This is a genomic window from Jilunia laotingensis (assembly GCF_014385165.1).
GTDB lineage: Bacteria > Bacteroidota > Bacteroidia > Bacteroidales > Bacteroidaceae > Bacteroides > Bacteroides laotingensis.
The window spans coordinates 2,555,180-2,570,467 of record NZ_JACRTF010000001.1 but is presented as its reverse complement, the minus strand read 5'-3'; the positions used below and the strand labels follow the sequence as shown (position 1 = coordinate 2,570,467).

Annotated in this window: 8 protein-coding genes; all 8 read left to right on the top strand. The window is 44.8% G+C overall.

Features of this window, described 5'->3' with window-relative positions:
- Positions 1-523: 523 nt before the first annotated feature.
- The 8 genes from H8744_RS09765 to H8744_RS09730 all read left to right on the top strand — a co-directional run bounded on the left by H8744_RS09765 (position 524) and on the right by H8744_RS09730 (position 15,270).
- The gene (locus H8744_RS09765) at positions 524-1,333 is read left to right on the top strand and encodes a class I SAM-dependent methyltransferase (RefSeq protein WP_305067361.1); all 810 of its coding nucleotides are present in this window, start codon (positions 524-526) and stop codon (positions 1,331-1,333) included.
- A gap of 257 nt (positions 1,334-1,590) precedes the next feature.
- Complete coding sequence (locus H8744_RS09760; protein ID WP_262434650.1) at positions 1,591-2,991, top strand: MFS transporter; 1,401 nt, start codon at positions 1,591-1,593, stop codon at positions 2,989-2,991.
- Between the two features lie 556 nt (positions 2,992-3,547).
- Positions 3,548-5,422, top strand: coding sequence for a glycoside hydrolase family 2 protein (locus H8744_RS09755; protein ID WP_262434649.1), 1,875 nt, complete (start codon positions 3,548-3,550; stop codon positions 5,420-5,422).
- Between the two features lie 78 nt (positions 5,423-5,500).
- The gene (locus H8744_RS09750; RefSeq protein WP_262434648.1) at positions 5,501-7,336 is read left to right on the top strand and encodes an ELWxxDGT repeat protein; all 1,836 of its coding nucleotides are present in this window, start codon (positions 5,501-5,503) and stop codon (positions 7,334-7,336) included.
- Positions 7,337-7,444: 108 nt separating this feature from the next.
- Complete coding sequence (locus tag H8744_RS09745; protein ID WP_262434647.1) at positions 7,445-10,588, top strand: SusC/RagA family TonB-linked outer membrane protein; 3,144 nt, start codon at positions 7,445-7,447, stop codon at positions 10,586-10,588.
- 18 nt (positions 10,589-10,606) lie between these two features.
- Positions 10,607-12,286 (top strand): RagB/SusD family nutrient uptake outer membrane protein, encoded by a 1,680-nt coding sequence (locus tag H8744_RS09740; RefSeq protein ID WP_262434646.1) that lies wholly within the window; start codon positions 10,607-10,609, stop codon positions 12,284-12,286.
- A 23-nt stretch (positions 12,287-12,309) separates the two neighbouring features.
- Positions 12,310-13,287: a DUF5017 domain-containing protein gene (locus tag H8744_RS09735; RefSeq protein WP_262434645.1), complete on the top strand. Its 978-nt coding sequence runs from the start codon at positions 12,310-12,312 to the stop codon at positions 13,285-13,287.
- Between the two features lie 21 nt (positions 13,288-13,308).
- Positions 13,309-15,270: a sugar-binding protein gene (locus tag H8744_RS09730; protein WP_262434644.1), complete on the top strand. Its 1,962-nt coding sequence runs from the start codon at positions 13,309-13,311 to the stop codon at positions 15,268-15,270.
- Positions 15,271-15,288: the final 18 nt, after the last annotated feature.

Genomic DNA, 15,288 nt, shown 5'->3' with positions numbered 1-15,288 from the left:
TGATTATCAATACCTAGGCTATCCACTTTTCACCTCGGTGATCAACGACCCCTTCCTCGGTGATGAAGGTGCCCTTCATCGGTGACTAAGAAGGTGTTCATCACCGAGGTCGAAGGCCTTCAGTCGGAAGGTAGATTGATGTAATAAGTTTTCCTCAATTTTCGGGGTTCCCTAATCCCATTTTTCTCTTATCTTTCACTTTGCTTTTAATCACATAAACTGCACTATGCTTCCAAAAGCAGAGCCCCAAGCAAACGAAGATGAAGAATAAATAAGCACCAAGCAAAAACCAAAGCCGTTTCTTAGTAGAATTTAAACTAATCGGTATTTTATTTTCCACCAAAGGAAATAATACATATCTTTGCAGCATGACAAAGACATTTAAATCGGATTTGGTATTGTAAACAATCTGCGTTTCCAACACAGATTGTCCTTTCGTTTACTCTCGGATCACTCCTTTCGAGAGCATTTTTCTATTATTATAATTCAAGTTTAATCTGCATACTATGATGAAAGTAATGTTATGCTTTCTTTGTATGCAAAATACATTAAGATAATGAGTAACGAAAATAAAACAATTCATGATTTCGAACTTAATCTAATTTGCGACTTCTTTTCCAACATGGAACGGCAAGGTCCCGGAAGTCCCGAAGTGACATTGAAAGCGTTAAGCTTCATAGATCACCTTACCGACAAATCTCTCATAGCCGACATAGGTTGCGGAACAGGAGGGCAAACAATGGTACTGGCAAAACATGTGCCGGGACAGATTACGGGAATTGACTTTCTCCGCGGCTTTATTGATATCTTCAATCGTAATGCAGAGCAGGCTGGCCTGCAAGACAGGGTAAAAGGCATTGTCGGTTCAATGGACAACCTCCCTTTTCAAGAGGAAGAGTTAGACCTGATCTGGTCGGAAGGAGCCATTTACAATATCGGTTTTGAACGGGGGCTGAATGAATGGCGTAAATATTTGAAAACAGGAGGCTATATTGCCGTTTCCGAATGTTCATGGTTTACAGACGAACGGCCAGCGGAAATCAACGATTTCTGGATGGATGCCTATCCTGAAATAGACACGATTCCTAATCAGGTTGCCAAAGTATGCAAAGCCGGATATCTTCCGGTTGCGACATTCATCCTTCCCGAAAACTGCTGGACAGAACATTATTTTGCCCCGAAGACCAGTGCCCAGAAGATTTTCCTGAGTAAATATGCAGGAAATAAAGTCGCTGAAGAATTCAGCGCACTTCAAGCAAGTGAAGAAGAATTATACCGGAAGTATAAAGAATTCTATGGTTATACATTCTTCATTGCAAAAAAGATAGGATAATGATTTATTTAAAATCCTTTTCCAAACTTATAGAAGATGTAAAAAGACATAAGGCAGATTTCTGATTCTAATCGAAACAGTGCAGTTGTTCTACTAGAAGAATACTGCACTGTTTCCACATAGGATGTCCATCTGAAATCGAAAGATTATTCTTCTCATATAAATCTGCCTCACAGCTAAAAAAGCTTATAATTTATTCCCGCACAGGAACAGTGAAACCTATGTTTTGTTTATTTTGCAGAATAAACGTACTATTTATGGATAACAAACTTGCCCTCAAAACTCCCGAAATAGAAAATACAGACGGATTACCCCTACCCCAAAGAATATGGGCGATAGTTGCCATTTCATTCGCCCTCTGCATGTCGGTACTCGATATAAACATTGTCAATATCGTACTCCCCACCCTTTCACATGATTTCGATGTATCACCTTCGATCATCACATGGATCATGAACGGTTACCAGCTTGCAATCGTCGTCTCCTTGCTTTCATTCTCCTCCCTCGGGGAGATATACGGCTACAGGCGTATTTATCTATCCGGCATAGCCATGTTCTGCATCACCTCGTTGATATGTTCCCTATCCGATTCATTCTGGACATTGACCATCGCACGTATTTTTCAAGGGTTCAGTGCTTCCGCTATCACTAGCGTAAATACCGCGCAACTCCGTACGATCTATCCTCACAGCAAGTTAGGTCAGGGAATGGGAATCAATGCTATGGTAGTGGCTATTTCGGCAGCAGCCGGCCCGTCCATTGCCAGCGGTATACTTGCCATCAGCTCTTGGCACTGGCTGTTTGCAATCAATATCCCCTTGGGATTGACCGCTTTGATACTGGGCTACAAATTCCTTCCCCGGAATGAAAAGCGGGACGACCGGAAATTTGATAAAAAGAGTGCCATTGCCAATGCCATAACTTTCGGTCTACTTATCTATACACTGGATGGATTTGCCCATCATGAACATCATGACTATATTGTCATCCAACTCATCATTCTGGCAATAGTAGGAACGTATTATGTACGACGGCAATTAGGACAAACCACACCGTTACTGCCATTGGATCTACTGAAGATACCCATTTTCACACTTTCCATCAGCACATCCATTTGCTCCTTCATAGCACAAATGCTGGCAATGATTTCATTGCCGTTCTTTCTCCAAAACACATTGGGACATAGCGAAGTGATGACCGGTCTGCTCCTTACCCCCTGGCCTATTGCAACCTTAATAACGGCACCTACAGCGGGATATTTGGTAGAACGTATCCACCCGGGTATACTTGGAAGTATCGGCATGGTAATTTTCGCAGCGGGACTTTTCTCCTTATCGATGCTTACACCGGAATCTTCGGACATCAGCATTATCTGGCGACTGGTTGTATGCGGCATGGGATTCGGGTTGTTCCAAACACCGAACAACAGTACGATCATATCTTCCGCACCTACCAATCGTTCGGGAGGTGCAAGTGGCATGTTAGGCATGGCGCGGCTCTTGGGACAAACGTTCGGAACCACACTCGTAGCTTTGTTATTCAGCTTCGTAGTTCAAAGCAAAAGCACGTCCGTCTGCTTGTTGGTAGGCGGAGGATTTGCACTTGTAGCAGCAGTTATCAGCGGATTGAGGATTTCACAACCATCCACCATAAAATAATAGAATAACAAACATCGATTGGTCCGATAGTTAACATATAAACGACTCCAGAGCAAATGCCAAATGAGTGCCAATCTTTTGGCATTGACTTCATTCTTATGGGAGCATTTACTCTTTGTCAGAAGGTACTTATTCACAGGAGTTATTATTAGAAAACATATTACACCTTCTAAATCGTTCTACAATTATCCGGTTTACTTTCCAAAGGATATTAAAGATATTTTAAAGACTACTTTTCAACTAAACATCCAAATTTAGAAGAAAAGCCCCATAGGTACCCATTGAAAGAGTGAGTATTCAAGATTCCAATCAACAGAAAAGCGAGAACGCACAATAACACACTATCCAATAACGCATTACATATAAAATAAGATAATATCACCCCCCATTTTCCATATATCCAAATACCGTATTACTCTCATTTACCCTTAAAAATAAGACAAAAGTATCCATATCCAACACATTTTCACCCGTTGTTGAGATGCCGAACCGCTATCTTTGTGCTGTGAATTAATAGCTATAAATTCTAATATTTATAATGTAAAAACACTAACAGATGAATAAAAAGTTCGCTTTATCATTAGGATTATTTTTAACAGCAATCACGACTTGCTTCGGAATAGAAATCCCCCGACCCGAATATCCCCGTCCCCAATTTGAGAGAGTAGACTGGATGAATTTAAATGGTACATGGAGTTACGAATTTGATTTTTCCAAAAGCGGTATTGAACGCTCCTTATTTACAAATGAAGGATTCGGGAAAACGATCCTCGTACCATTTTGTCCGGAAAGCCCCCTTTCGGGAGTCAATCATAAAGATTTTATCGATGCAATGTGGTACCAACGCAAGCTCTCCATCCCCGAAGCATGGGCTGGAAAGCGGATATTACTCAATTTCGGAGGAGTTGATTATAAATCCACCATCTATATAAACGGACAGCAAGCGTTCGTCCATTATGGAGGTTCTTCTTCATTTTCGGTAGACATTACTTCTTATGTGACACCCGGATCGACCGATAATTTGGTCGTATATGTAGAAGATGACCTGCGCTCAGGATTGCAAACGAGTGGAAAACAGTCACATCGCCTCCACTCTTACAGCTGCCTTTATACACGGGTGACGGGGATATGGCAAACGGTATGGCTGGAAGCCGTTTCAAAAGGTGGGTTGAAATCATGCAGCATTACACCCGACTTAGATAATAAACAGTTTGTGTTTGAACCGGTTTTCTATGATTTGGATCAGGAAAGCTCGCTAAAAATACGCATCCTTGACAATGGAAAGGAAGTATTTTCCCAAACGACCCCTGCCGGCAACAGTAGCTTCATCATCGGGAAACTGAAAAACATAAAAACATGGTCGCCCGAGTCTCCCTTCCTTTACGATATCGAATTCTCCGTGTTAAACTCCAAAGGACAGACCATCGACAAAGTAAATTCATATGCCGGGATGCGTAAAGCGGAACTCCGGGGAAAAACATTCTACCTCAACAACAAGCCTTATTATCAACGCCTTGTACTCGACCAAGGATACTATCCGGACGGCCAATGGACTGCCCCCGATGACACCCAGTTACGCAGAGATATAGAATTAGGCAAGGAAGCCGGTTTCAACGGTGCCCGCTTACATCAGAAAGTGTTCGAACCAAGATACTTCTACTGGGCCGACAAGTTGGGCTATCTGACATGGGGCGAATCTGCAAGCTGGGGAGTGAACTGGACAGATCCGGTTGCCGCGCGCAACATGATCAGCGAATGGGAAGAGTGCATTCACAGGGATTACAATGCCCCGTCTCTCATTGCATGGTCACCCCTGAATGAAACCTGGATGGAGGACATGGACGGACAACGGGCACGATTGACCAACGACCTCTATTTCATGACAAAACGTATCGACCGCACCCGTCCGGTAATAACCGTCAGCGGAGGATATCATGCGGGCTTCACAGATATTTATGCAGAACATACTTATGTACAAGACCCTGTGTTACTATACAAACAACTGGCACCGAACAAAGAGGGATATCCTTACGTTTTCCGACCCGACCAAAGTGCCCCTTATAAAGGAGAAGCCTATATGGTCGACGAATTTGGCGGCATCCAGTGGATCAAGGAGATGAAATTGCCGGAAGTCAATGACCAAAAAGAGTTTTGGGGATATGGCGAACCTCCCAAGACATTGGAAGAATTCTACAAAAGACTAGAGGAGCAGGTGAACGTCATTCTCAGCCTGGATCATATCACCGGGTTCTGCTATACACAAATCGTAGATGTAGAGTTGGAAAAGAACGGCATCTATACGTACGATAGAAATAAGAAATTCGACAGGTCACGCATATATAAGATTTTCACAAAATCCCGCGAACAAGCAAAGAAGGAAGTGAAGAAAATGTTGTCGGAAAGAGATATACCAAAAGAAAAAAGTAAATGACCTTACCAATATTCAACGATAGAGTAAGATCATCTAATCAAAATAAACAAATTGTTAACTTTTAAATTATTCAATGACATGAACAAGAAATCGTTTTTGTTTTTAATCTCCTTACTATCTGTAGGAGGAGCTTTTTCACAATCATTGCCGGAAGGTATGGTCAGTCTTTTGCCAAAGGGAGTAAAAGCCAATATTGACGATACCCGTAAGGCCGCACAGTACAAAAACCTGGTAGTTGCCGGTGAAAAGTCCAAAGGGTATAAAGCCTTTTTTGCCGCCTCGGACGAAACTTCCGGTGAAGAGTTGTGGGTGACTGATGGTACGGTAGCCGGAACCAAAATGGTGAAGGACATCAATCCGGGCAGCGGAAGTTCGGACATAAACTGGTTGACACGCTTTAATGATAAAGTCGTCTTTGCTGCCAACAATGGCGAAAACGGTATGGAGTTATGGATTTCCGACGGAACCGAAAACGGGACATACATGGTGAAAGATATCCACGACTTCGATTCATCCGATCCGCGCGGTTTCGTACAGGTGAATGAAACCCAGTTTGTTTTCGGAGCCAAAGACTTTGACAGCGAAAACTATAGCGAGAGAGGGCCTCAATGGTGGTTATGGGTGAGTGACGGAACCGAAGAAGGTACTCACATGATCTACGATTGCGACACCAAATTCCCAGGACAGGACAACGCCAGCTTGTTGACTCCTTACTGCCGGGTAGGCCGCAAAGTATTCTTTAAAGCCGATAACAAGGAAGGCACCGTGGGTGAAGAACTGTGGGTGACAGACGGTACTGCGGAAGGCACCAAGTTCATTAAAGACATCAATACGGAGACCATAGCTACCGGTACTGCTAATTCTGCCATTGACAACATGGTTAACTTCTATAATGAGAAACTGTTCTTCAAGGCCTTCTCCATCGAGAGCAGCAATGAGCCATGGGCCAGTGACGGAACAGAAGAGGGCACTTACCAAATTTATGATTCCAACCCGACTTTTGACGAATCAGGTTTCCCGCGCGGAGGAGGTGCTTCTGATGTAGGTGCGCTGCCCTATGACGGTAAAATCTATTTCCGCGGATTCTCACTGGAAGCAGGTTGTGAACTTGCCTGTACCAATCTCGACAAAGAAGATTTTACCATTTTCGATATCAACAAGAATGAGCCGACCAGCGAAAACCATAGCTACGCGGATGCCGGAATAGAATTCGACGGTGTATACATGTTTTGTGCTGCAACAGGTTTCGATGCTACCAAACCGGATAACCATGGCGGAGAGCTTCATTATACGGATGGCAAAACAGTAACCATGCAATCGGATATGGCTCCCGGTTCACAAAGTAACTGGGTGAAGGAACTGACCGTAGCTTCCGGTAGTTTATATTGGTGGAATGAAAGCAGTGAAATACCCGAATACAAACAGAAACTATTCAGAATCGACAACAAATCGCAATTCCCCGTACGTGTAACCAATTTAGACCCGGACGGTGATAAGATACACTCATTGCGCAACCTAGGTGGTGACCTTATTTTTGCAACCAAAGATGAAAACGGAAGCCTATATGCCTATCATTACCGCAAAGAAGGATTTGATCCTGTAAAAGATGCAGATAACCTGGACATTGAATTCAGGACCCGTAAGGAAATTCAGGATGACGAAGTAGGAATCACTTCTGCACAGATGCCTGGCAAAGTGGCTATCTATCCGAACCCCACTACCGACCTGTTCTACTTCAATGTACCGGGAGATGCGCTCAGTGTGAAAATCTACGACCTATCGGGAAGAGTGGTAAAAGAAGAAAGAAAATTAATGAATAACTCAGTAAATGTATCTTCTATCCTGAAGGGACTTTATAAAGTCATGATCACTACTACGGAAGGTAACTATGTTACTAGCTTAATCATTAAATAAATCCCCTTGCCTGCCAAGGATGTTTTATAGATGATCATGATCTATAAAACATCCTTGCTATTTACACCACATTTAGAGTAAAACTAATACTATAATTAAAATTTGCAGATGATTAAATATAAAGTTTCCCATAGGGTGATTTTTCTTATTACCCTGTTTTATTCAATGATTTCCTATGGACAAAGCACCCTCTCTCTATCAGGAAATGTACTGGATAACAAAACCAGAGAGCCGCTCATCGGTGTCTCCGTAGTGGTAAAAGGAACTTCAAACGGTACTATAACCAATCTTGACGGAAAGTTCTTCATTCAAACGACTCCCAATGCCACTCTGGTTTTCAGCTATATGGGCTACGCCAGTAAGGAAATAAACATTGGCAACCATAAAGAGCTGACCGTCATGCTGGAGGAAAAGAGCGAATCACTGGATGAAGTAGTGGTCATCGGTTATGGTGTCCAAAAGAAGAGTGACATCACAGGAGCCATTTCGTCCGTCTCCGGCAAAGACATCAACAATGTACCGGTGGCTTCACCCTTGCAGGCATTGCAGGGAAAAGCCGCAGGTGTCAATATCGTCCAGAACACGGGAGCCCCCGGTGGCAATGCCACGATCAAGATTCGTGGAACAGGGACAATCAACGATGCCGATCCGCTATATGTAGTGGACGGTTTTATTGTAGATGAAATCAATCACCTGAACCCGAATGATATTGCTAGCCTCGAAATACTGAAAGATGCCGCTTCAAGTGCAGTATACGGTGCGCGTGCGGCAAACGGTGTCGTAGTCATCACCACCAAAAGCGGTGAAAAGGGAGATACGAAAATCACCTTCGACACCTTTGTGGGGGTTTCCAACCCATGGAAGAAGATAGACGTGATGAATATAGAACAATTCGCGCTGATGCAGGACTATATCAACGGCTTGACGAATTACTCCACAGAAGGTAAATTATACTATTCCAAGAATCCGGATACACAGGAACTCTATTACGATCAAAGCAAATTCCACAGAATAGACACCATCCGGAATAACTCTCCTGAAAACTGGTGGGATGCCATTACCCAGACTGGATTTAAGCAACAATACAATTTATCAGTATCCGGGGGAAGCGAGAAAAACAAATACATGGTCAGTGCCAGCTATTATGACGAAAAAGGGATAGTGAAAACTTCCGGATACGACCGGTTCAATGTACGCATGAACCTGAACAGCCAACTGGTGTCATGGCTCAATATGAACACAAACATAACCTATACCAACGAAAACAGGAACATCGTGCCCGAAGGACAAAATAGCGTCCTGAAAAGTGCATTGTTCCAAAGTCCTATGGTATATACCTATAATTCAAAAGGGTATTATTCGGAGAATCACCCCATAGCCGTGCTGAACCGCAATCACAACAAGATGAAACGGCACCGCATCGACCTGAACATGAACCTGACGGCCCAAATCTCGAAATGGCTCGTTTACCAGTTTAAAGTGTCGGATTACATCATCCCCGAAACATGGTCCGATTTCACGGAAGTAAACAAGCTGGATGAAGACTTCCAGATGCCCAACGACTTGACTTCCGTTTACAAACGGCAGAATCTGACTAACAAATGGGAAATAAACAATCTGCTCACCTTCTCGTGGAATAACAAAATACACGACCTGACTGTGTTGGCAGGACAAATTGCGGAAGGTTATAAGTTCAGTTATCAGGAATCTACCCGAAAAGGAACGGCAGGCAACTCTTCCGATCTCTGGTATTTGTCAAGTGCTTATACGGGAGACAAAACCAGCGGACTCGACCGCCAATGGACAGCCGTAGGGTTCATCGGACGGGTAAACTACAATTTACTCGACCGCTACCTGTTACAGGCTAACATCCGTGTGGATGCCTCGTCCATCTTTGCCAAATCAGAAAGATGGGGCTATTTCCCTTCCGTTTCCCTCGGTTGGAAGTTCTCCTCCGAACCTTTTATGCAAAACATCGAATGGCTCAGTTTAGGAAAACTCCGCATAGGCTGGGGACAGTTAGGTAACAACCGAATCGACGAAATGTCACGTTATACCCTCCTGAACACACAATATAATTATCCTTACGGCATCGGAAATCATATCCTCTATCCGGGAATCACAGCTACTACCATCGGCAACCCCGACATCCACTGGGAAAAGACCGAGACATTAAACCTCGGGCTTGACCTTAGCTTCTTCAAGAACCGCTTGAATATAGGATTCGAATTATTCAACAAACTGACTACCGACATGTTGTTGCGTGTTCCCGTGATGCTGTCTGCCGGTTTGGATGATGCCCCGATGACCAATGCAGGTTCCGTTCGTAACCGGGGTTTGGAACTAAGTGTCAATCATAAGAACAACATTGGTAAATTCAAATATGAAGTCGGGTTTAATGTATCTTACATCAAGAACAAAGTCATCAGCCTGGGCACGGGCAACGAACCTATTTACGGTGCATGGCTGGAAGAATCGAGCATCCTCGACTTTGCAACCAAAACAGCAGTGGGAAAACCGATCGGCAGTTTCTTCGGATATGTGACGGACGGAATCTTCAACACATACGAAGAGGTGAAAGCAAGCGCGCAATACGATTATGGCAAGAATGATTTTGAACAAACGACACGCCCGGGCGACTTCCGCTTCAAAGACCTGAATGGCGACGGACGCATTACAGCCGAAGACCGCACCTACTTGGGTTCTCCGTTGCCTGATTTCGTTTTCGGTATTCCGCTCTCATTCAGCTATGCCAACTTTGACCTGAATCTCTTCTTCCAGGGACAAACGGGAAATAAGATCTTCAACGTGATGGATTACTACCTGAATAATGCGGCTGCGGGCAATCTTTATGCCGACATACGCACCGAACATTGGTCGGGCCAGTTGCGTGCGGACAGAGAATTCTTCCCTCTGAACACGAATGCCTCCGTCCCCGATCTCGACCCGTCCGATGCAGCCCGTAATTTCAGAGCTTCCGACTTCTTTGTGAAAGACGGTTCTTATATCCGCCTTCAGGAACTCCGCCTTACTTATAATTTTGACGAAAAGATAATTTCCAAACTGAATTTATCAAACTTGTCGATATTCCTGGGAGCTTACAACCTGTTCACCCTTACCCGGTACAACGGTTTCGACCCTGAAGTAGGAAAGGTGACAGGAACGGAAAGCAACAACCTCAATATGGGAATAGACCACGGGAATTATCCTCAGGCACGTACATTTACCATAGGATTAAAATTAGCATTGTAATTATTAAAACATTCAACTATGAATAGATTATTATTCAAAATACCGGCTTTCAGTTTCATACTGCTGTTTCTCGCAGGCTGCAACGACTTCCTAGACAAAGACGTTCTCGGGAATTCAACGGATGAAAACTTTTATGATACGCAATACAAGTTACAGGCGGCATTGAACGCAACCTATGATGTATTGCAGATGGATCTTTTCAACGAATGCGAATGGCGTTTCGGTGATGCGTGTGCGGACGATGTATGGGGTAGCGATGAAGGACTGGCCAGTCAGATGGGACAATTGGTACAGTTCAGGTTCAACACTTCAAACGAATGGATACAAAACCGGTACACCATCAACTATAAAGGCATTCACCGGGCTAACCAAGTGATTGCGAACGCTCACAAAGTCAAATTGTCCGTGTACGACTATGCATCCTACAAAGCAGTACGCGAAATACTGGGACAGGCTAAATTCCTAAGAGCCCTCTTTTACTTCAATCTGGTCAAGACTTATGGCGGAGTACCGATCCGGCCCGAGACGGAAACCGTACAAGGGCTCGTTGTTCCGCGCAATACTGCCGCTGAAGTATATGCATATATTGAAAAGGATTTGAGAGAAGCCTCCATCATGCTACCGGCACGTTACATGGGTACGGAAGCCGGTAAGGCAAGCGAAGGAGCTGCCGTTGCATTGCTGATGAAGGTGCTGATGTATCAGGCAACACCGGGAGAGAATTCGGAAAAATGGCAGGAGATGGTGCGATTGGGAGACTTCTTCGTAGAAGGCACTAAAATGACGCTGGGCGAAATACTTAACTATGACAGTTCGGAAGAAGACTGGGAGAGCCTTCGCGAAAGACTTTGGTTCAAACCGAAAGAGCTGAACACCTCCACGGACCCGTATGAAACTACCGAGACCGAACTGCCGGCTCTGCACAATGCCTACTCACTGGATTATAAGGATTATTACGGTAAGGACTTCGGTTATATCGACCAATTCTTCCAGACGGGTGAATTCTCCAAAGGCTCTATATTCGAAGTTGTATTCAAAGAATCAGCGGACGGTTCGAACGGGGACACGAACGAAGGGACTCCTATCTATGATAACATTTATTCCTCTTCTCCGCAGATATGGACTACCAATGACATAATCAATGAATTGTTTTCGAGCGACCCGCGCCGGTCATTCACCATCGGACACCAACAGTATGCACCGGATGGAGATTTATGCCAGTGCGGCCCGGGGCGTTACCTTTCATTAAAATGGTACACTCCTCTCAAAGACCGTCCGCAATACGGGGGTGACAACGGTAAGAACAGACGCTTGATACGCTATGCGGAAGTGTTGCTTATGTATGCCGAAGCATTGAACGAAACCAATCAGGGTGTACGGGCTTTGGCGCAACTGAATAAAAACAAGACACAAGTCAATACGATCAACGGCAGTTCGACACTGTACATCGGTGGAGGTTACGGACAAATGCGTGACCAGATATGGAAAGAACGCCGGATAGAACTCTGCTTCGAGTGGGATCGCTTTTTTGACCTGGTACGCCAGAAAAGAGCCGCACAGGTCATCAAGACTTACGGTTCCAAACGTGCCAACAAGCGCGGTTATTACTTCCGTGAAGGGGTAAACGAACTGTTCCCGATTCCTCAAAGCGAAATAGACATATCGAATGGTGTAATAGAGCAAAATCCGGGATACTAATATTAACTTGAAACAGAATAAAAATGAAAGTAGCTATTAAACTATTGTTGGGGGTATGCATCTCTTTGATCCTAAGCTCCTGCGAAGAAGATACCGCCCCGGTTCCACAGGCGGCAATGACTGTCAATAAAGGGCAGTTGGAGATCAATGAATCAATGATTATTCATTTCACGGGAAGTGCCGACCAGGTGGTGGTCTATACGGGAGACGACATGCATGATTATGAACTCCGCGAACAAAGCAACACGGGATTTGTGGTGAACAAGAATCTGTTCACTTACTCTTATGCGACACCGGGCACCTACAAAGTGGTATGCGTTGCTTCCACTTATACGGACGGTGCCACCGATCTGAAGAGGGATACTTGTTCGTATACGGTCACAGTCATCGATGACCAAACCGAGATTGAAAACATTTCTTGTCCGCAGATAGTATATGATGAAGTCTTTGCAGAGAAGTTGTTGAACGACGAGTGGCTGATGAGATTACCGCGCAAAATCAAATACAACAACCAGACGGCTTCCATCTCACTCTCTCAAAGACTCCGTTTTTATATCCAGTCGGAACTGACGAAGGTCTACATCAATGACAAAGAGTTTTCAAGCACGGCAAAATATGACTTGTCGGCTCCCGTGGAGGTATCTGTAACGTCCGACTACGGAACCACACGCCTGCACAAATTGTACACAGTCAATTATCCTGAGTTCAAGAGCTTCACATTAGCCGGTGCTACGGGTACGCTGATACGTAACGAATTTGATTACAGTACTTTCGTACTCGAAGTGGTTTTGCCACAAGGAACCGATGTGAGCAACCTGATCCCCGAGTTCACGACTTACTCTCCGGACGAAAAAGTCTATATCGGAAACGTAGAGCAACTATCGGGAACCTCCGCGGTCGATTTTACACAGGAGGTTCATTACCGGTTAGTCTCCACCGCGTCCGGACATCCGGATATGCAAGCCGTATCTGACGTAACCGTAATAATCACCTATCAGTAATTCATCTAACTCTGTAATTGTATGAAAAATATTCAGATCATAGTAGCCTTATTTTTTTCAATTTCAATCTCCTCATTCGGACAACGGGTGACTCCCTACCAAGGTTCACGGCTCTTTTGGGATATGAACAGCCAGAAAACCGTATTTACATCCGGGAACTACGGCCGTATGATCGAACTTCAGGATGGCAGGTTACTGGCTGTGGCAGAAGCTCTCGGAGGAATTGCCGTCACCTACAGTTCGAACAAGGGAGAAACATGGAGTTCTCCCCGGCTCATAGCATCCCCACCGGAAAAGGTGTTTTACGCAGTCCCCGATGTGATACAGCTATCTGACGGAACCATTCTGGTAGGCATCAATCCGCGTCCCGTAGCCCCCTACTCTACAGAACGTCGTTTTGGCATCCGTGTAGTTCAAAGTACCGATAACGGGGAATCATGGAGCGAACCAATGTTCGTCTTCGATGCCCAACACACTTTCAATGACGGATGTTGGGAACCTGCATTCCTTGAATTGCCTTCGGGAGAGGTTCAATGTTATTTCGCAAACGAAAATGAATATACCGGTAACGATGACCAGAACATTTCGATGTGCCGTTCCTTTGATAAAGGAAAGACATGGAGCGACCCGGTCACGATCTGTTACCGTCCCGGTTCGCGGGACGGAATGCCTGTGCCTCTATTGCTCAAGGACGAAAGTGAAATAGCTGTCATCATCGAAGACAACGGATGGCCCGGAAGGGGTAACTTCGCTGCCACAACCGTACGCAACACGCTTCAGGATAATTGGACAAAAGGATACATCGGTGCGGTCAGCCCTTTCCGGAAAATGATCTTCGAAACCATTCCTCCGGTGGGCATCGTGTCGGCAGCACCCTATATCCGGAAGTTGCCGTGGGGCGAAACAGTCGCCTCGTACCAAAGTAACGAGAACAGAAATTCTCTCGACCTGCAACATTTTGACATGCAGGTATTGGTAGGTGACGAACGGGCACAGAACTTCAAAGCAAAAAGCGCCCCGTTTTCACTGGGAAGCGACAAGCATTCCATCTGGAACTCCGTATCCGTCATAGATACCGGAATAGTGGTTGCTCTGGGATCTATCGGAGTTCCGAACGGAAGGAACGATGTGGTGATGATCAAAGGAACTCCCATTCGCCAGGCACGTGCCGGATATGGTTCGATCACGGTGGACGGTGTAAAAAAGGCAGACGAGGCATGGACTACACCAAATGTGGCGCAGCTCAACATGGGACACATCTCTAAAAATAAAACGACTGTGGATTTTCTCTATGATGACAAATACCTCTATCTGACTTCACGGGTGATCGACAGGAATATTATCAATACGGGAATCGACAATGACGGCATTCGTTTCATGATAGACGTGGACGACATATCCGGTACTACCCCACAAAAAGGAATGTACAGCCTCTTCTTCGACACAAACGGAAATGTCAAACTCCAACGCGCGGACAATGGCAGTTGGAAAACCGATGCGAATACTTCGGAGATTCAATATGCCATCGATGTGAAGTCGATTTATTATAACATAGAAGCTGCCATTCCCTGGAGCCTGTTAGGCAAAACGGCTCCCCCGGTAAAGAGCAGAATGGCAATCGCAATCGAGATTGTCAACAAAGAGCAATACCGGTTGACAACAGAGGGGATAGCCGACGTTGACAATAATGCCTCCTGGACTTGGTTGGAATTCCGGCTTATTCCAAAAGGAGGTACCGGCATCGGACATCTTCATAAGGATGACAATGATATAAAAAGTTATACAGACAGCAACCATCTGTACATCAGCAGTCCGTCCGCAGTGAAAGAACTCTCTTTGTTCTCTTTCGACGGCAAACTGGTCGGCAAAAAGACGAATGCCGGTACAGACTTTCAGATTCCTCTTCCCCCGTTGGGAGGAGGAATCCTGAAACTTATACTCGCCAACGGAAAAGTGATAAACAGGAAGGTAGTATTTCAATAGGTGAACACAGTCATGCAA

Excerpts from the sequence above, each read along its gene's own strand:
- H8744_RS09765 (WP_305067361.1), top strand. The coding sequence starts at position 524 with ATGCTTTCTTTGTATGCAAAATACATTAAGATAATGAGTAACGAAAAT.
- H8744_RS09760 (WP_262434650.1), top strand. The coding sequence starts at position 1,591 with ATGGATAACAAACTTGCCCTCAAAACTCCCGAAATAGAAAATACAGAC.
- H8744_RS09755 (WP_262434649.1), top strand. The coding sequence starts at position 3,548 with ATGAATAAAAAGTTCGCTTTATCATTAGGATTATTTTTAACAGCAATC.
- H8744_RS09750 (WP_262434648.1), top strand. The coding sequence starts at position 5,501 with ATGAACAAGAAATCGTTTTTGTTTTTAATCTCCTTACTATCTGTAGGA.
- H8744_RS09745 (WP_262434647.1), top strand. The coding sequence starts at position 7,445 with ATGATTAAATATAAAGTTTCCCATAGGGTGATTTTTCTTATTACCCTG.
- H8744_RS09740 (WP_262434646.1), top strand. The coding sequence starts at position 10,607 with ATGAATAGATTATTATTCAAAATACCGGCTTTCAGTTTCATACTGCTG.
- H8744_RS09735 (WP_262434645.1), top strand. The coding sequence starts at position 12,310 with ATGAAAGTAGCTATTAAACTATTGTTGGGGGTATGCATCTCTTTGATC.
- H8744_RS09730 (WP_262434644.1), top strand. The coding sequence starts at position 13,309 with ATGAAAAATATTCAGATCATAGTAGCCTTATTTTTTTCAATTTCAATC.